This is a genomic window from Flexivirga sp. G2 (assembly GCF_055397625.1).
On the sequence record NZ_AP039675.1, the window covers coordinates 1999911 to 2012866 of the forward strand.

At 65.6% G+C, this 12956-nt stretch carries 28 protein-coding genes; all 28 read right to left on the minus strand.

Going from position 1 to position 12956, the window contains the following annotated elements; genetic code table 11:
- Positions 1–78: 78 nt before the first annotated feature.
- Positions 79–453 (minus strand): hypothetical protein, encoded by a 375-nt coding sequence (locus ACZ50J_RS09600; protein ID WP_464301050.1) that lies wholly within the window; start codon positions 451–453, stop codon positions 79–81.
- Positions 450–1196: a hypothetical protein gene (locus tag ACZ50J_RS09605; protein ID WP_464301051.1), complete on the minus strand. Its 747-nt coding sequence runs from the start codon at positions 1194–1196 to the stop codon at positions 450–452. Before ACZ50J_RS09605 ends, ACZ50J_RS09600 begins: the two co-directional genes overlap by 4 nt.
- On the minus strand, positions 1186–1374 hold the full coding sequence (locus ACZ50J_RS09610) for a hypothetical protein (protein WP_464301052.1): 189 nt from the start codon (positions 1372–1374) through the stop codon (positions 1186–1188). Before ACZ50J_RS09610 ends, ACZ50J_RS09605 begins: the two co-directional genes overlap by 11 nt.
- Positions 1371–2117 (minus strand): DNA-methyltransferase, encoded by a 747-nt coding sequence (locus ACZ50J_RS09615; RefSeq protein WP_464301053.1) that lies wholly within the window; start codon positions 2115–2117, stop codon positions 1371–1373. The genes ACZ50J_RS09610 and ACZ50J_RS09615 overlap by 4 nt, the downstream gene beginning before the upstream one ends.
- On the minus strand, positions 2114–2413 hold the full coding sequence (locus ACZ50J_RS09620; RefSeq protein ID WP_464301054.1) for a hypothetical protein: 300 nt from the start codon (positions 2411–2413) through the stop codon (positions 2114–2116). The genes ACZ50J_RS09615 and ACZ50J_RS09620 overlap by 4 nt, the downstream gene beginning before the upstream one ends.
- Positions 2410–2883: an HNH endonuclease signature motif containing protein gene (locus ACZ50J_RS09625; RefSeq protein ID WP_464301055.1), complete on the minus strand. Its 474-nt coding sequence runs from the start codon at positions 2881–2883 to the stop codon at positions 2410–2412. The genes ACZ50J_RS09620 and ACZ50J_RS09625 overlap by 4 nt, the downstream gene beginning before the upstream one ends.
- Complete coding sequence (locus ACZ50J_RS09630; protein WP_464301056.1) at positions 2880–3089, minus strand: hypothetical protein; 210 nt, start codon at positions 3087–3089, stop codon at positions 2880–2882. Before ACZ50J_RS09630 ends, ACZ50J_RS09625 begins: the two co-directional genes overlap by 4 nt.
- A complete protein-coding gene (locus ACZ50J_RS09635) occupies positions 3086–3556 on the minus strand; it encodes a nucleoside 2-deoxyribosyltransferase (protein ID WP_464301057.1) in 471 nt (156 codons plus the stop codon). The genes ACZ50J_RS09630 and ACZ50J_RS09635 overlap by 4 nt, the downstream gene beginning before the upstream one ends.
- Positions 3556–4281 (minus strand): hypothetical protein, encoded by a 726-nt coding sequence (locus tag ACZ50J_RS09640; protein ID WP_464301058.1) that lies wholly within the window; start codon positions 4279–4281, stop codon positions 3556–3558. Before ACZ50J_RS09640 ends, ACZ50J_RS09635 begins: the two co-directional genes overlap by 1 nt.
- Positions 4281–4640 carry a hypothetical protein gene (locus ACZ50J_RS09645; protein ID WP_464301059.1) on the minus strand — a complete coding sequence of 120 codons (360 nt, stop codon included), beginning with the start codon at positions 4638–4640 and terminating at the stop codon, positions 4281–4283. The genes ACZ50J_RS09640 and ACZ50J_RS09645 overlap by 1 nt, the downstream gene beginning before the upstream one ends.
- A complete protein-coding gene (gene bet, locus ACZ50J_RS09650; protein WP_464301060.1) occupies positions 4640–5326 on the minus strand; it encodes a phage recombination protein Bet in 687 nt (228 codons plus the stop codon). Before bet ends, ACZ50J_RS09645 begins: the two co-directional genes overlap by 1 nt.
- Before the next feature lie 11 nt (positions 5327–5337).
- Positions 5338–6105 (minus strand): PD-(D/E)XK nuclease-like domain-containing protein, encoded by a 768-nt coding sequence (locus tag ACZ50J_RS09655; protein WP_464301061.1) that lies wholly within the window; start codon positions 6103–6105, stop codon positions 5338–5340.
- The gene (locus ACZ50J_RS09660) at positions 6105–6278 is read right to left on the minus strand and encodes a hypothetical protein (RefSeq protein ID WP_464301062.1); all 174 of its coding nucleotides are present in this window, start codon (positions 6276–6278) and stop codon (positions 6105–6107) included. The genes ACZ50J_RS09655 and ACZ50J_RS09660 overlap by 1 nt, the downstream gene beginning before the upstream one ends.
- On the minus strand, positions 6275–7840 hold the full coding sequence (locus ACZ50J_RS09665; RefSeq protein WP_464301063.1) for a DNA cytosine methyltransferase: 1566 nt from the start codon (positions 7838–7840) through the stop codon (positions 6275–6277). Before ACZ50J_RS09665 ends, ACZ50J_RS09660 begins: the two co-directional genes overlap by 4 nt.
- Positions 7837–8082, minus strand: a complete 246-nt coding sequence (locus ACZ50J_RS09670) for a hypothetical protein (RefSeq protein ID WP_464301064.1) — start codon at positions 8080–8082, stop codon at positions 7837–7839. Before ACZ50J_RS09670 ends, ACZ50J_RS09665 begins: the two co-directional genes overlap by 4 nt.
- Before the next feature lie 83 nt (positions 8083–8165).
- Positions 8166–9026, minus strand: a complete 861-nt coding sequence (locus ACZ50J_RS09675; protein WP_464301065.1) for a DUF2303 family protein — start codon at positions 9024–9026, stop codon at positions 8166–8168.
- 2 nt (positions 9027–9028) lie between these two features.
- Positions 9029–9331 (minus strand): hypothetical protein, encoded by a 303-nt coding sequence (locus tag ACZ50J_RS09680; RefSeq protein ID WP_464301066.1) that lies wholly within the window; start codon positions 9329–9331, stop codon positions 9029–9031.
- A complete protein-coding gene (locus tag ACZ50J_RS09685) occupies positions 9331–9657 on the minus strand; it encodes a hypothetical protein (RefSeq protein ID WP_464301067.1) in 327 nt (108 codons plus the stop codon). Before ACZ50J_RS09685 ends, ACZ50J_RS09680 begins: the two co-directional genes overlap by 1 nt.
- Entirely contained in the window at positions 9657–10016 is a 360-nt protein-coding gene (locus ACZ50J_RS09690; RefSeq protein ID WP_464301068.1) for a hypothetical protein, read from the minus strand. Before ACZ50J_RS09690 ends, ACZ50J_RS09685 begins: the two co-directional genes overlap by 1 nt.
- A 15-nt stretch (positions 10017–10031) precedes the next feature.
- Positions 10032–10193 carry a hypothetical protein gene (locus ACZ50J_RS09695; RefSeq protein ID WP_464301069.1) on the minus strand — a complete coding sequence of 54 codons (162 nt, stop codon included), beginning with the start codon at positions 10191–10193 and terminating at the stop codon, positions 10032–10034.
- Positions 10190–10663, minus strand: a complete 474-nt coding sequence (locus tag ACZ50J_RS09700; protein ID WP_464301070.1) for a hypothetical protein — start codon at positions 10661–10663, stop codon at positions 10190–10192. Before ACZ50J_RS09700 ends, ACZ50J_RS09695 begins: the two co-directional genes overlap by 4 nt.
- Positions 10660–10887: a hypothetical protein gene (locus tag ACZ50J_RS09705; RefSeq protein ID WP_464301071.1), complete on the minus strand. Its 228-nt coding sequence runs from the start codon at positions 10885–10887 to the stop codon at positions 10660–10662. The genes ACZ50J_RS09700 and ACZ50J_RS09705 overlap by 4 nt, the downstream gene beginning before the upstream one ends.
- Entirely contained in the window at positions 10887–11117 is a 231-nt protein-coding gene (locus ACZ50J_RS09710; RefSeq protein WP_464301072.1) for a hypothetical protein, read from the minus strand. The genes ACZ50J_RS09705 and ACZ50J_RS09710 overlap by 1 nt, the downstream gene beginning before the upstream one ends.
- Positions 11114–11719 carry a 3'-5' exonuclease gene (locus ACZ50J_RS09715; protein WP_464301073.1) on the minus strand — a complete coding sequence of 202 codons (606 nt, stop codon included), beginning with the start codon at positions 11717–11719 and terminating at the stop codon, positions 11114–11116. The genes ACZ50J_RS09710 and ACZ50J_RS09715 overlap by 4 nt, the downstream gene beginning before the upstream one ends.
- A complete protein-coding gene (locus ACZ50J_RS09720; protein ID WP_464301074.1) occupies positions 11716–12000 on the minus strand; it encodes a hypothetical protein in 285 nt (94 codons plus the stop codon). The genes ACZ50J_RS09715 and ACZ50J_RS09720 overlap by 4 nt, the downstream gene beginning before the upstream one ends.
- 82 nt (positions 12001–12082) lie before the next feature.
- Positions 12083–12307 carry a hypothetical protein gene (locus ACZ50J_RS09725; RefSeq protein ID WP_464301075.1) on the minus strand — a complete coding sequence of 75 codons (225 nt, stop codon included), beginning with the start codon at positions 12305–12307 and terminating at the stop codon, positions 12083–12085.
- A gap of 82 nt (positions 12308–12389) precedes the next feature.
- Entirely contained in the window at positions 12390–12644 is a 255-nt protein-coding gene (locus tag ACZ50J_RS09730) for a hypothetical protein (RefSeq protein ID WP_464301076.1), read from the minus strand.
- An 83-nt stretch (positions 12645–12727) separates the two neighbouring features.
- The gene (locus ACZ50J_RS09735; RefSeq protein ID WP_464301077.1) at positions 12728–12925 is read right to left on the minus strand and encodes a hypothetical protein; all 198 of its coding nucleotides are present in this window, start codon (positions 12923–12925) and stop codon (positions 12728–12730) included.
- Positions 12926–12956 lie beyond the last annotated feature (31 nt).

Below are 12956 nucleotides of genomic sequence, written 5' to 3' on the forward strand. Positions count from 1 at the left end.
CGGTCATCTCGATGTGGTCGCCCTCGTAGATGCGCTCCAGGCACTCAGCGCACCGTCCGGGGTACCGGGCTGGGAAGCTCATGACGCACGCTCCGGCCGGGCGAGATGGCCCTTGTGCGCGTGCTGCGCCTGGACCTTGTCGTCCTCGGTCTTGCCGGGGCACTGGTTCCACCGGTGCTCGCGAGGGCAGCCGCAGTTCAGGCGGGGGATCCGCTGGCCGCAGACCCGGCACGGGGCGTGCCCGTTGCGCGCGCAGACGCTGTCCCAGGGTTCGGGTCGTTCGTCGGTGCCGTCGACCATGGCGTGGCAGTCGAGGCACACCCACTTCGCTGGGCGCCGATCGTTGCCGTACCGGCCACCCCATCCGCGGTCACGGCTGACGAGGCGGTACGTGGCCTTCCCGAGGTGGTAAAGGCGGACGCGGGGCTTCGATGAGGGATTGCGGTTCATCATGCTGTCGCCCGACCCTCGGTGTGATCAGCCGACGTTTCGTCGTCATCCGCGCCGGCCGGCGCACCCTTGGTGAGGGGAGATGATGAGGAAACCACCCCTGGAGATAAGGAGTTAGGAGCTGGAGTAGGAGTAGGGCATCCCCTTTCGCTGGGGCTTTCCTTGCCCCTCGAAATGCCCCTTTGCTTGGGGCTTTCCTTGACCCTTTCGCTGGGGCTTTCCGCGTCCCAAACCTTGGGGTCAGCCTCGGGGTTCGGTTGCAGCATTCGACGTGCATCAGTTGGGGCAATCGAGTCCCGTCCGAGGACCTTCTGAACGTCCGGGCGAGCCCACCCACGCAGGTCCGGCTCCTTCTCACGGAACCGCTGCAGCTCGTGAACGATGACCCCACGCAGCGCCTTCGAAGCCACCCTGTGGAACGAGTTCGCGACCGCAGCCGCCATGTTCCACTTGTCCATCAGCTTGTCGTGCTTCACGAACGACCGGATGAGGACTTCCTCGGTGTCCCGGTCGATGACCAGGAACGTCTTCAGCTCGGCGCCGACGGCGAACATCTCGACATCGACCGCGCTGAGGTCCACGGCTGAAGCAGCGAGCCTGCCGGGTCGCCACTCGGTCACACCGCAGTACGACAGCCCGGCGTGCATCAGGAGCCGTTCGTAGAGCCACTGCTCAGATGAGGTGAGGCTGGTGTAGTCCTCGTCAGACCACATGTCGAGGCGCATGCGGGCGTGATCACGTGGCATCTGTGGTGTCCTTCCGTGGTCGTAGGTCTTGGCTGGTGAGGTGCCAGCCGTGGCAGTGCGGGCACCGGTACGCGCGGGTCTCGGCGTGGCCGGCCTTGTCCTGGCGGCGCAGGGTCGCGAGCGACATCAGCGCGGCGATGCGGTCGCGGTACCGGACCTTCTCCTTGCAGAACGTCACGACGCATCACCGATTGGCAGGACGCCTTGAGCGAGGCGTTTAGCGGCTCCTTCGCATTGGGCTTCGCGCTTCTCGAACCCGATTGCTTTGCGTCCGATGGCCCGGGCCGCGACGAGGGTTGACCCGCTGCCGGCGAAGAGGTCGAGGACGAGTCCGCCGGGAGGGCACCCGTACGCGATCAAGGGTTCGAGTAGTGGGACTGGCTTCTCTGTCTCGTTGATGGCGTTGCCGTGCATGGAGCGGTGGAACTGCACGGAAGTCATCAGGCGCGGCCCACCGTCGACGCTGGTGTATGACGAGGCTTCGATGTTCCCGGTGTGTGCGGGGCGAGCCTTCCGCCGAACTGCGCGCGCGGTCGCGTCCGGGGTTGTGGGTACGACGTGGTACACGTCGGACCATTCGCCCTGGTACCAGTGGGTGGCGTGCTCGTGGACGCGGCGGAATCGGTCAGCGTGGAACCCGGACCCGTTGTGTTTCTCCCACACGATGTCTTGGGAGAGCTTCCATGGGTCGAACTCGCCGCGGCGGTCGAGGAACATACGCATCGACCCGAAGCACCACATCGACGACGCGTGGCAGGCAGCACGTGCCGGCCAGTTCGTCGGCCACCGATCCCAGGCGAGGGACGTCTCGCCGTATGGGGGATCTGTGAGGATTAGGTCCGCAGCGAGTTCATCTGAGATCAGCTCGCGCCAGTCACCGTGGTAGAGCGTCACGGACTCGTCTTCGTAGTAGATGGTCATGACTTCTCCCAGCAGTCGAGGTGTGGCCAGCAGCGGTGCTCGATGACGAGCTTGTTGTCCTTGGTGAGGGCGTCGTAGATGCGGTGGTTGGCTGCGTTCGACCACTGGCCTCCGTCGTTCTTGGCGCCGAGTTGGTCGCAGATCGCTGCGTATGACTGGCAGTCCCTCACGTCGATGTGCATCACGTCGTCGCCGCGGGTGTTCACGGACCAGTCGACGGCCTTGAGCGACCCGTCTGCCTTGGCTGCGCGAATGGCGATCTGGACGCGCTCGACCGCGTCGTCGAAGGCGGTCATGACGCGTCCCTACGTGCTCGGTAACGCGCAACCGCGGCATGGTTGCAGGCACGGCACCCTCGGACGAGCCGTCCATTGCGGACGCGCATGTATGTGTTCTGCTCGTCGAACGGATGGCCCTGGGAGCAATGCGTTTTCACGGAGTGGGCGGCCGAAGGTCCCGACCCGCGCAGGATGTTCACACGGTCACTCACGGCCTCGAGGTGGTCCGGGCGGACACATCTGCGATTGCGGCACAGGTGGTCAATCACGTACCCATCGATTGGTCCTCTGCCTGCAAGTATCAGAGCGACTCGGTGTGCGAAGAGCGTCCGACCGTCCAGATAGAAGTGGCCGTAGCCCCTCGCATCGACTCCGCCGGCCCACTCGACGCATCCAGACGGGACGGCCCTCGTCTTGGAGAGGAACTTCTGTCGATCTCGTTCACTGAACATTGATGCCTTCAACGGCAGCGTGTTTCGTGTTTTCATGACGGCTCGCTCACCTGGACTCTGCGGTTTCCGTCGAGGGAGTACCCGGAGTCGAGGTCGCCGCCGACGGGGCGGACGAGGACGAGGGTGCGCCGGTCGCCGTGCTCGACGTAGACGTGCCCGATGACCATCGAGTGCTTGCCGTGCTTGTCGGCCCAACGGAGTTTCTTGCCCGTGTGGGCGGGTGTCAGGTCACGTGCCTTCATGACGCCTCACCAGCCTTCGGCTCGGCCTCGCGCATCGCGACGAGCTCGATGAGCGCGGCGTGCCAGCTCAATGCCTGCCGGTCGACCAGGGAGCGGGTGAAGATGCTCTCAGAGACGCCGACGTGAACGATGGGCTTGCCTGTCGCGTGGGCGTATCCGGCTTCGAAGTGTCGGCCGGTGCTGTGCTTCGACACGTCATCGGCGGCGATGAAGTCGAACCGGTCGAGGCCACCCCACGCGAACATGACGAAGACGTCGCAGGCCTTGATCTGGTTCAGGTCGCCGCGAGCTGCCGTGCCGGCTTCGGTCTGTGTCAAGGCGGTTGCGGGTCCGCAGGTCTGGGATCCTGGCTCGACCTTCTCGTCGTGCCATGAGCTGACGACATCGAATCCGGCGCGACGCGCTTCCTCGGCGATGTCGCGGATCCGGCTCTTGGTGCAGAACGGGGCCGCGAGGTAGATGCGCATCAGCGGTCACCGCCCACGAACGTCACACCGTCAACGAGCCCGGTCTCTGCTGTGTAGGCGAGCGAGGGTGCCCACCCGTCGTTAACGAACCGCAGCGCGGCGTCGTAGTCGGTCGGCATCATCCACTCCGACTGACCGGACACCATCCACCGCGCGAGGTCCTCCGGCGTGGTGAATACCGGTGAGATCGGGGAGCCTTCGCTGACCGTCTCCCACAGCTGCCAGGCGTCGCCCGTGGGTGGTTCCGTCGGTTCCCATGCGTCAGCTTCGGCCGACTGGCCCTGGTAGGAGTCGATCGAGCCGTGTCCGCTGCAGGTGGTGCAGATGCCCCAGACCTCCGGGTCGAGTCCGGCTGCCTCGATGATCTTCTTGTAGGCGACGTAACCGTCGATCGAGTCGTGCCCGAGGAACGAAGATTCGCGTCCGGCGAGGCCGCGGCCGACCTCGCGGATATCCGCTGACGGGCGCGTGCCGTACGCGGTGCTATAGAAGTCGTTGAAGTATGGGTGCATCGGCCGGCCGAGCTCTTGGGAGCGCAGGTCGTCGTCGAGCATGAGGATCATCGACGCGCACGCCTGCACCCACTGTGCTGCGGTGGTCGATCCTCGGCCAGCGCAATCGGTGCACGTGTCAGCGCGCAACTTGTCCGGCATGAGGAAGCCCTGCCATGTCTTACCGATCGGCCAGGCGAAATCAGCTGGCACACGGCGGATCTCGCGCCCCATCAGAGGTCACCGCCTGTCATCGCGAAGTCGACTCGGTGAGCGACACCGACGAGCGCGTCGACGTCGATGTGCGGGCCGTAGACCTGGGCGCCCTTGTACCGGAACGCTTCCCGGGCTTCGTGCTCCTCGAGAGCGGTCAGTGCACCGAAGATGGTGCGGACGACCTGGGACCGGTTCGCTGTGTGGTGGATGCGGCGTTTCCCGCCATGTCCCCACCCGTACTCGCCGGTGAGTTGGTCCTTGCGTTCGTGGACGATCTCGACCCACATGCCTTGCTCGTCGGCACCGGAGTCGATCTGCACCGTGCCGCGGTCGTACTCACAGTCGGCGACGATGCTGCGCAGCGTGTTCAGATCCATCACTGCTCACCGCCGTCCGCGAAGCCCTGCGCCTCGTCCTCGATGACTTCTCCGTCGGTGACGTCGACCGGATCGGTGGTGAAGTCCGCCGCATTCACTGTCGGCCTGCTCGTAGGCTGCGGCCGGTCGGCGTGCGCCATCTCGTCACCGGTGAAGATGCCTGACAGGTCCTGCGGGAACGCCTTCCGCAGCGCGAGTGCCTCTGCGCACTTGGCGAGTTGGCCGGCGGGGCGGTCGCGCCACATCGCGGTCAGGTTTCCGTCGCGCTTCGTCGCGGCGTACTCCGACCACAGCGCGATCGCGGGGAACGGTTGACCGTTGCGGGTGACGGTCACGCGGGCGGCCGATGGTGGTTCCTTCGAGATCCACACGTCGGCCCAATTGCCGTCGGCGTCGCACCACTCGGTATCCCCGTAGCCGAGGGTGCCGTTGGTGCGTTCGGTGGTGCGCTGGGCGATGAGCCGAAACCCGTCGATGCCGACCTGGATCGTCTGCTTGCCTTGCCGCTCGATCATGTAGATCTGTCGGGCGAACGGGTCGAGCCCGGTCAGCTTGCAGGTGTGGAAGAACACGGCGACATCGGCCTTGTTCGCTGTCTGCACACCGAGGTGCGCGAGGGCTTTCGTCTGAAGGTCGTCGAACGTGACCTGGTCATCACGGATGCTGATCGCGGTGGCATTGCTCATGATTCGTCCTTTCACGCGGCCCAGCGGGGCCACGTTGTGTCGATGATTGCTTCGGAGTAGCCCGGCCAGATACCGGACTCGACGCACCGGGCGTAGGTGGCAAGTGCCTGCCGGGTGAACCGTTCGCCGCGCTCGTCGGCTTCCGGTGGGAGCCGGTGCACCGCAACGAGATACGGGGCGGCTGACTCGACGGTGATGTGCAGGAACGGCAGGTCCATGCCGGTCAGTTGCCGGATCGCCTCGCGGTACATCCAGGACTGGATGTCGTAGCCGAGGTTGGCGGCGGCCTTGCCGAACCCAACAGGCGACGCGTCCTGGCAGGACTTGAGGTCGACGATCGCGTTCGGGCGTAGCCAGTCGATGAACCCGCGGCAGGTAACCCCGGTCGGTTCGTCCTCCCAGATGACTGCCTGCTCGGGCTTGCCGTCGGCGAGGATGCTCGCGGCGAGCTCGTGTTCGAGGACCGCCTTCGCCATACCTTCGATTTGGTCGGCTTCAGGCTGCGTGACTGCGACGAGTCCCTCGGCCTCGCACCGTGCCCGGTCCGCTTTGCCCTGTTTGGTGCGGCCGTCGGCGCACACGAGGTAGCGCGTCTTGCCCTCAAGGATCAGGCCGTGAGCGAGTGTCCCGAGGATCATGGATCGCGTTGGAGGCTTCGGGTTCTGCCGCTTGTAGAGGTACTCGGCCGGTGTGCCGAACAAGATCGTCTTCGCGCCGGATGGCGACAGGCCGGACGGCAGGTCCTGGTGGCTGATGCCGTCGTAGATTCCGGGTTCCATCAGTAGCTCCTTGTCCGCCGCCGGCGGCGGCGGGGTAGCGGGGCGTCGGGGAAGAGGTCGTGCAGTTCGGCATCGGTCGGCACTTCTGGTGGTTCCTCGGGTGTGTGTCGGGCGGCGTCGCGTGCTTCTTCGCGTTCGTTGTGCCAGGCGTCGAACTCGTCGATGGCGCTCACGCTGCGCTCCCTTCCAGGGCTGCCACTGCGGCGCCGATGAGGTCGCGGGCGGCAGGGGGAGTGACGGCGTTGCCTGCCATACGGACCTGCTCGCGGCGATTGCCGAGGAGCACGTAGTCGGCCGGGAACGCCATGGCCCGTTTGCATTCGGATGGTTCGAGCATCCGGAACATGACGTCGTCGACGTGCTTGGCGGCGGCTGCGATGTCGTCAGCGGTCAGGACCGATTGCTGCCCGGAGGCGACGATGGTGCGGATTGGCTCGCTCGCAGGCGTGGTGTGACGCGCAGCGTTGCCGCCTTCCACGCCGTAGTTGCGCATGATGAGTGCGTGCCGGTCGACGGTGGTCACGGTGCCAACGGGCTCGGTAACCGGTTGTGCAGTCCCGTTGCCGTAGTAGCTGGTGATCAGAGCGTGGTGGTTACCGGAAGCCGTGACCGTGGCGAGCGGGTCCGCGACAGGTCGTGCCGTGGATCCGCCGCCGCGGAGCTCGGCCACGAACGGCGGGTACGCGAGTCCGGTCTCGAGGCGGGTGTTCTGCGTCCGCAACGGGTCGTTCAATGTGCGGGCGCGGTTGACGTCAGCGCGTCCCTCGACGGGAACGGCGAGGGCCTTCGTCGTCTCAGTTGCAGTGATGGTCGACAGCGCATCCGTCATCGGCCGGGTCCGGTAGTCGAATCGACGCTCGACCATGAACGGGTCGCCCCAGTAGCGGGCGATGCCGGCCGCGATCCGCGCCCGGGTCTTGTCCGCGAGCGGTCGCTTCCGGTCACCGATCCGCTGGCCGGGCATCGACCAGTCGATGATCGACGCCGCTGGCAGCCACCCGGGCTCGACGATCTGATTCCGGCAGTTGACGTGCGGGCACCGGTAGACGTACTGCTGCCGATACCGACCGATCCTGTTGCCGTCGGGGCGTTTCCACGCCTGCATGGCGTCTACGACCTCGTCACAGGTCGGGCAGTACGCCTTCGGACGCTGCATCCGCTCGAAGTCCGGCCGGGGGACACCGTTGCGGGTGAACACGATGTAGATGCGGTCCCGGGACTGCGGTGCTGGCAGCCCGTACGCCTGGGCGTGCATCGAGTTCAAGCAGACGACCTGGTGCCGATATCCAACGGACTCCATCGCGAGCAGCCACGCACGGTAGGGCAGCCAGTCCGCGACCTCGACAACGTTCTCGACGAACACCACGTCGTACTGGTGATGCTCGGTGAAGCGGACGACGTCCCACATCGTCGCCCGGGAGCGCTCGGCAGCCTCGTCAGCGATCGACTCGCCCCAGAGCTCGCCCTGCATGGTGTCCTTCTTCTTGCCCTTCGCGCGAGAGTGGTTGGTGCACTCGGGGGAGAACCAGCCGAGGCGGGTGCGGGGGAAATACCGGGGGTGGATCTGGGACAGATCAGCGCAGATGTGGTCAGCGCCGGGGTGGTTGATCTGGTGGGTCTCGACGGCTGTCGGCCAGTGGTTCGCGGCGCACCGCACGGTGACGCCCGGGACAGCGATGCCGCCGGTCGAGGACCCGCCTCCACCGCAGAAGCAGTCGGTGAGGTCGTAGGTCACGATCGCCTCCCTGCAGCGTTGGTGTGTGGCGTGCAGGGTGGGCTGGGTGCGCAGTCGGGACAGGTGACGAATCCCTGCGCTTTCGTGGTGGTTTCGTGCTCGACGATGCGACCGCACTTGGTCTGCACTTGGCACCGGTACCCGGTGGCGTCGTCGCCGACGACTTCGACTTTCCAGTCATGTTGCGCGCGTTCGCGACCAAACCGGATGACGGTCTGTGCGGTGAGCAGCTGCTCGGTCATTGCTCGTCCTTCCTTGTGCGTAGTTGGTGGGTATGGCCTCGTGGCGCGCCCGTCTCAGGGGTTGGCAGACGCGCCACGAGTGCTCAGGAAGTGGCCCAGACGGTGCGGTTGGTGGCTTTCTGCACGTCGGCAACGACGTCGTCGAACGCGCGCTGCAGCACGTCTTTCGGCCGATCGAGCTTGTAACCCATGACGAGCTCACCGGCCCGGACGCGGTAGCGGAGACGGGCGTCGAGGGGGTAGGCCTTGCCCTGGTCGTAGACGTGGATGCCGAGCGTGATCTTGTCGGGGAACGCGATCTCGCCCTTCTTGGTGGAGGCCTTCGCGTCGGTCGACTCGACGTACGACAGGGTCGTGGCGCCACCGGCGTGCTTGGTGGCACCGAACTCGACCTTCTGTGTGGCGCGGAAGGACTGGGCGAGCTCGAGTGCTTCGGCGCCGGTGGGGGATCCGAAGTTGGGGAGGTGGTCTTCGACGAACTCGGCGAAGTCGACTTGGTTGAGCCACTGGCCGTTGTTGAGGGTCCAGTCGTTCCAGTCGTCGGAGTGACGTAGTTGCAGAGTGACGGTGTGGTCGCCCCACCCGGCCGGGCCCGGTTGGCCATCGTCGTCGAAGTCACCGACGGGACCTTCGCCCGATGGGTCGCCGTCGTGGGCGTTGATGACGGCGCGGACGGTGCCGCGGTCGCGGGAGCCCCACAGTTCGGTGGCTTCAATGCCGTGCTTGGCGAGGTATGCCGCGAACGATGCGACGTCTACGACGGAGGTCCCCCCGGTCTTGCGGTTGGGGTTGGGCAGGTCGTGCTCGATTTCCTTGGTGAGGTCGATGACGCGCGCCTGGCCGTTGGTGTCGCGGACGAGCCATCGGCCGTTGGTGAGGATCTGTGGTGCAACGGCTTCCTGCGCGGTCTCGATCAGGTCGTGGTTCTCTGTGGTTTCAGGCATGTTCAGTCCTTCGTGTTGTCGAGTCGGTCGATTGCTGCTGCGATGAGTGCTCCGGCGCGGACGAGGTCGTCGCGCTGGAAGTAGCCGGAGTCAGGGGTGGTGCGCTTCACCGTGAAACTGGTGCGCCAGGGGTTGCGACCGCCGAGCAGGCTGATGGCGGGGCCGACGAGATCCATGACGAAGTGGCGCTCGTCGTGCTCCGGTGTGAACCCGAGTTCGGTGATCTGACGGCCGCGCTCACGAGCAATCGCCTGCACACCTTCGGGGTACGGTGCTCCGTCTTCGTCCTCGATGAGATCGGCCATCAGCTGACCTGCTCGCCGTCGCACGTGGCACTGGTGCCCTCGGGGACGTCGATCTCGATAGCCGGGTCCTCGTCGTGACCAGGACGTGGCACGAATCGCATTGGCCAAGAAGGGGATTGCGCGCCGTGGGTCTGGACGGCGATGCCCCAGCCGTCAGGGTTGCTGGTGCAGAACCCGATCTTGAGCGTGAGTGTCGCGCCGTCCGGGGCGGTCAGGATGACAGTGGAGTCCTGCGGCGGGGTGATGTAGGCGTTGGCCTCGCCGTAGATCGCGCCGTCGAACTCGATGAGGTCGTCCGATGCGCCGTAGATCGTCGTGGTGGGCATCAGTCGTTGACCTCACCGGTCGTGAGGTCGACCTCGTGACCGGAGATCTCGTCGAATATCGACCGTTGGTTCGGGTCGTTGCGGAGCAGCTCGCCGTCCTTCTGCCAGAAGATCGACGCCTTCCGGTCGTGCTCGGGCAGCTTGAGCTTGATCTCGTCCTTGATGAGCAGCATCGACGCGTCTTCCTTCATCGGCTCGACGACGACGGTCAACTGCATCGACCCGCGTTTGCCGGTGTCAGCGACACGGGTGACGAGATCGCGCAGGCCGTCGGTGAGTTCCGACTCGGTCTTGCCGCCGGCCTGCTCGACAAGCCACGACGCGAACGGTTTCCCGTCCGTGATTTCCTTGCTGGGCATGGTGTTTCGTCTCCTCTACTTGATGGGGTGGATCGCGCGGCACCGGGACTTGATGGCCCGTCGGTACGCGAGCTGCTCGTCGGCGATGACATAGCCGACACCAGCGGTGATGGTGGCCAGCGCGCCGCCGATCGCGCCGAGCACGATGTACGCGGCGATGCGTCGCACGGTCCTCATGAGGCACCGCCTTCGATCTGCAGCAGCGATGGGACGCGCCCTGTGTCGTATGCCGTGTTGATCGCGGGGAGAACGTGCTCGGCGACAGTCCGGCCACCCGGGAGCACCATGTGCATGGCGAACTCGTCCTCGAACGTGACGATCCCGGACTCGACCGCTTCGAGCTTCGCCTTGATGACGAGCGCGAGCGCCCGCCACCTCTGTCTCACGGCCTGCTCGAACGCCTTGTCGGCTTCGCTGGCTGACCGGGCGCGGCCCGTCGGTGTCCTGGTAAACGCGCGGTTGTCTCGGTCAGGCATCGGCAGCACGAGCCGGATGTTCCGGTCGTGTGCCTTGAACCCGATCATGGCCGCGTTCTCCTGCCAGCCATACGCGAACGACGTTGCGCCGTAACGGATCAGGGTCTGTTCGATCTCGCGGCGCGACTTCTCCGAAGACACCGAGCTCTGTGAGGCATAGGTCCCAGTCATCGGCGTCGACCTGCCTCGTCCATCAGCGCCAGCAACGACGTCAGCTGGGACTCGTCGACCGAGCACCCGTACAGCCCGGTGGTGTCGGATGGGCCGTTGATGACTTTGTTCAGTGCGCGCTCGACCTTCACGCGCTCAAGCCACACTTCTTGCTCGCGACCGTTGAGGACGGCGACACCGTTGCGTTTCGCGGTGTGCAGCAGCGGGCACAGGGTCGTCCCCATCACTCGACCTCCTGATTGAAGGGGTGCTCTTCGAGCGGCTCTGTGAGACGGGCGAATTCGCGATCGACGGTCGCTGTGTCGGTCTCATCACGTGCGGCCACGACCGGCGGTGTGTTGCGGCCCATGCGCACGAGGCGCCGCTTCTGCCGGTACTTACCGACCGCTGACGCGGCCCACCACAGGAGCGCGGCGACGATGATCACGAGGGCGAGCGGGGTGTCGTAGCTCATGACGCACCGCCCATTGCGTCGAACCAGTCACGGATCCAGCGGGCGTCACCGAGTGCGGTGTGTCGGTCTTCCCTGGGAGGCACTCCGCAGCGAGCGGCGAGCTTGTCCGATTTCCAGGGGATTTCGACGTCGAGGCCCTGGCCCATCAGCCAGCCGACGGCGACTGTTTCCACGTCGACCAGGTGGTGATGCCACGACGGCAGGTACCCCTCGGCGCGGAGCATCCGTTCGAGGATCTGCGCGTCAAACGCCGGGTTCGCGCCGACGAGGTGTGCCCCGAATGTCCACTCCATGACCTTCTTCGCAGCGTCATGGACCGGTGTCGTTGGTTCGCAGGGCGCCGGAATCCGGTCTGGCATACGGACACCTGGCGCACCAGGGGACAAGTGCTTGCCAGAGAGCTTGCGGCCGGCCGGGTGCCTATCCCAGAAACCACCGATCCGCAACGCCTCGGGGTCGGAGAACTTCAGGTCGAGCGGCAGGAACATCCGGCACTCACGCTCGCCGTTGTCGACGCGGCGAATCATCCCGATCTCCCACGCACGACGGTTCGCATGCAGACCGTCCGTCTCGGTGTCGATGAAGACCATTGGTGTGGTCATCGCTGAACTCCGTTCAGGTCATTGAGGCTTCGAGATGCGGTGTTGACGGCGGCAGCGACCGAACGGAATGCGTCGGTGACTGCTGTGAACGCGATCCGGACTTGTCCGGCCATCACGCGCAGCTGCACGGCCGCGATCTCGTCTGGCGTCATTAGCGCTCGGAACGCGAGCGGGTCGACGGCGAGCTCGTGTCGGATCCACGCGTCGATCAGCTGCGGGTCGGCACCGTTGGCGATGAGCTTCCGAGCCCACGCCGTCGCGCTGTTATCCACGGCGGTCATTGCGCGCTCACCGCCCAGCAGATGAGCCAGACGCCACCGGTGATCTGGGAACCGACTAGGAAACCGAGCCAGAAGCGGTCCATCACCAGCCACCTGGATTCGACTGGTCGTACTCGGCGTTCATGTCCGCGCGCTGTGATGCGCGGCGGGCCTTGCGGTCCGCCTTCAACGCCTGGAACAACTGCTCACGGTGACGCGGCTGCAGGACGTAGTAGTTGCGCTGCGATTCACCGGCAGCGTCAGTGAATTCGACCTGCAACGTCTTCGAGTCCTGGTTGAACACGACCCGTTCAGCGACGGCTGCCATCAGAGCACCGCCCCAGCGACGCAGGCGAGCAGTAGGCCCAACAGCGCGCACGCGACCAGGACGAAGGCGAGTCCGCTATCCATCACTGGCCACCGCCCTGCACCGAGCACCACGTCTGCGTCGTGTGGCACCCGTCAGCGCCCGGCGTGTAGGTGTGGATGAGCCACAACGCCGGCAGGAGCACGATGAACACCGCGAACAGCGCGCCGACCACGCCATCACGGGCGTTGAGCTTCACCGCGCGACGCTCGGCTTTCGCCGTCCTGTAGTTCGGGCCGTAACAGCCGGGGTGCGTGTCCATCGACATCACCTCCGGGCGGGACTGGGTAGACTTCATCTCGATCAATTCCTTTTCTTGCGATGGGGTTTTGGTTCCTCTGGCCCTCACCGAGTTGCACCTCGGTGGGGGCCGCTTACGTGTCAGCGGGCGGAGCGCCTCGCGTGCCGTGCGGCCTTCTTCGACATCGGCTTGGTCTCCGGGCGCCGATACGGCTGGTTGCCGTACGCGCCTCGTGGACCCTGCTCGCTCACGAAGACGCGCGGCCGGGGCTTCTTCTCGACGTAGCCGACGCCGGTCACGAACTCCATGTCGGGCTTCGCCTCATAGGTGGTTTCCATCTGAATCTCCTTGCGGATGTTGATCGTTCGA

What these genes read in the sequence shown, in the direction of transcription:
- ACZ50J_RS09600 (WP_464301050.1), bottom strand. Translation starts at nt 453, where the DNA reads ATGATGAACCGCAATCCCTCATCGAAGCCCCGCGTCCGCCTTTACCAC.
- ACZ50J_RS09605 (WP_464301051.1), bottom strand. Translation starts at nt 1,196, where the DNA reads ATGCCACGTGATCACGCCCGCATGCGCCTCGACATGTGGTCTGACGAG.
- ACZ50J_RS09615 (WP_464301053.1), bottom strand. Translation starts at nt 2,117, where the DNA reads ATGACCATCTACTACGAAGACGAGTCCGTGACGCTCTACCACGGTGAC.
- ACZ50J_RS09620 (WP_464301054.1), bottom strand. Translation starts at nt 2,413, where the DNA reads ATGACCGCCTTCGACGACGCGGTCGAGCGCGTCCAGATCGCCATTCGC.
- ACZ50J_RS09625 (WP_464301055.1), bottom strand. Translation starts at nt 2,883, where the DNA reads ATGAAAACACGAAACACGCTGCCGTTGAAGGCATCAATGTTCAGTGAA.
- ACZ50J_RS09630 (WP_464301056.1), bottom strand. Translation starts at nt 3,089, where the DNA reads ATGAAGGCACGTGACCTGACACCCGCCCACACGGGCAAGAAACTCCGT.
- ACZ50J_RS09635 (WP_464301057.1), bottom strand. Translation starts at nt 3,556, where the DNA reads ATGCGCATCTACCTCGCGGCCCCGTTCTGCACCAAGAGCCGGATCCGC.
- ACZ50J_RS09640 (WP_464301058.1), bottom strand. Translation starts at nt 4,281, where the DNA reads ATGGGGCGCGAGATCCGCCGTGTGCCAGCTGATTTCGCCTGGCCGATC.
- ACZ50J_RS09645 (WP_464301059.1), bottom strand. Translation starts at nt 4,640, where the DNA reads ATGGATCTGAACACGCTGCGCAGCATCGTCGCCGACTGTGAGTACGAC.
- bet (WP_464301060.1), bottom strand. Translation starts at nt 5,326, where the DNA reads ATGAGCAATGCCACCGCGATCAGCATCCGTGATGACCAGGTCACGTTC.
- ACZ50J_RS09655 (WP_464301061.1), bottom strand. Translation starts at nt 6,105, where the DNA reads ATGGAACCCGGAATCTACGACGGCATCAGCCACCAGGACCTGCCGTCC.
- ACZ50J_RS09670 (WP_464301064.1), bottom strand. Translation starts at nt 8,082, where the DNA reads ATGACCGAGCAGCTGCTCACCGCACAGACCGTCATCCGGTTTGGTCGC.
- ACZ50J_RS09675 (WP_464301065.1), bottom strand. Translation starts at nt 9,026, where the DNA reads ATGCCTGAAACCACAGAGAACCACGACCTGATCGAGACCGCGCAGGAA.
- ACZ50J_RS09680 (WP_464301066.1), bottom strand. Translation starts at nt 9,331, where the DNA reads ATGGCCGATCTCATCGAGGACGAAGACGGAGCACCGTACCCCGAAGGT.
- ACZ50J_RS09685 (WP_464301067.1), bottom strand. Translation starts at nt 9,657, where the DNA reads ATGCCCACCACGACGATCTACGGCGCATCGGACGACCTCATCGAGTTC.
- ACZ50J_RS09690 (WP_464301068.1), bottom strand. Translation starts at nt 10,016, where the DNA reads ATGCCCAGCAAGGAAATCACGGACGGGAAACCGTTCGCGTCGTGGCTT.
- ACZ50J_RS09695 (WP_464301069.1), bottom strand. Translation starts at nt 10,193, where the DNA reads ATGAGGACCGTGCGACGCATCGCCGCGTACATCGTGCTCGGCGCGATC.
- ACZ50J_RS09700 (WP_464301070.1), bottom strand. Translation starts at nt 10,663, where the DNA reads ATGACTGGGACCTATGCCTCACAGAGCTCGGTGTCTTCGGAGAAGTCG.
- ACZ50J_RS09705 (WP_464301071.1), bottom strand. Translation starts at nt 10,887, where the DNA reads ATGGGGACGACCCTGTGCCCGCTGCTGCACACCGCGAAACGCAACGGT.
- ACZ50J_RS09710 (WP_464301072.1), bottom strand. Translation starts at nt 11,117, where the DNA reads ATGAGCTACGACACCCCGCTCGCCCTCGTGATCATCGTCGCCGCGCTC.
- ACZ50J_RS09715 (WP_464301073.1), bottom strand. Translation starts at nt 11,719, where the DNA reads ATGACCACACCAATGGTCTTCATCGACACCGAGACGGACGGTCTGCAT.
- ACZ50J_RS09720 (WP_464301074.1), bottom strand. Translation starts at nt 12,000, where the DNA reads ATGACCGCCGTGGATAACAGCGCGACGGCGTGGGCTCGGAAGCTCATC.
- ACZ50J_RS09725 (WP_464301075.1), bottom strand. Translation starts at nt 12,307, where the DNA reads ATGGCAGCCGTCGCTGAACGGGTCGTGTTCAACCAGGACTCGAAGACG.
- ACZ50J_RS09730 (WP_464301076.1), bottom strand. Translation starts at nt 12,644, where the DNA reads ATGAAGTCTACCCAGTCCCGCCCGGAGGTGATGTCGATGGACACGCAC.
- ACZ50J_RS09735 (WP_464301077.1), bottom strand. Translation starts at nt 12,925, where the DNA reads ATGGAAACCACCTATGAGGCGAAGCCCGACATGGAGTTCGTGACCGGC.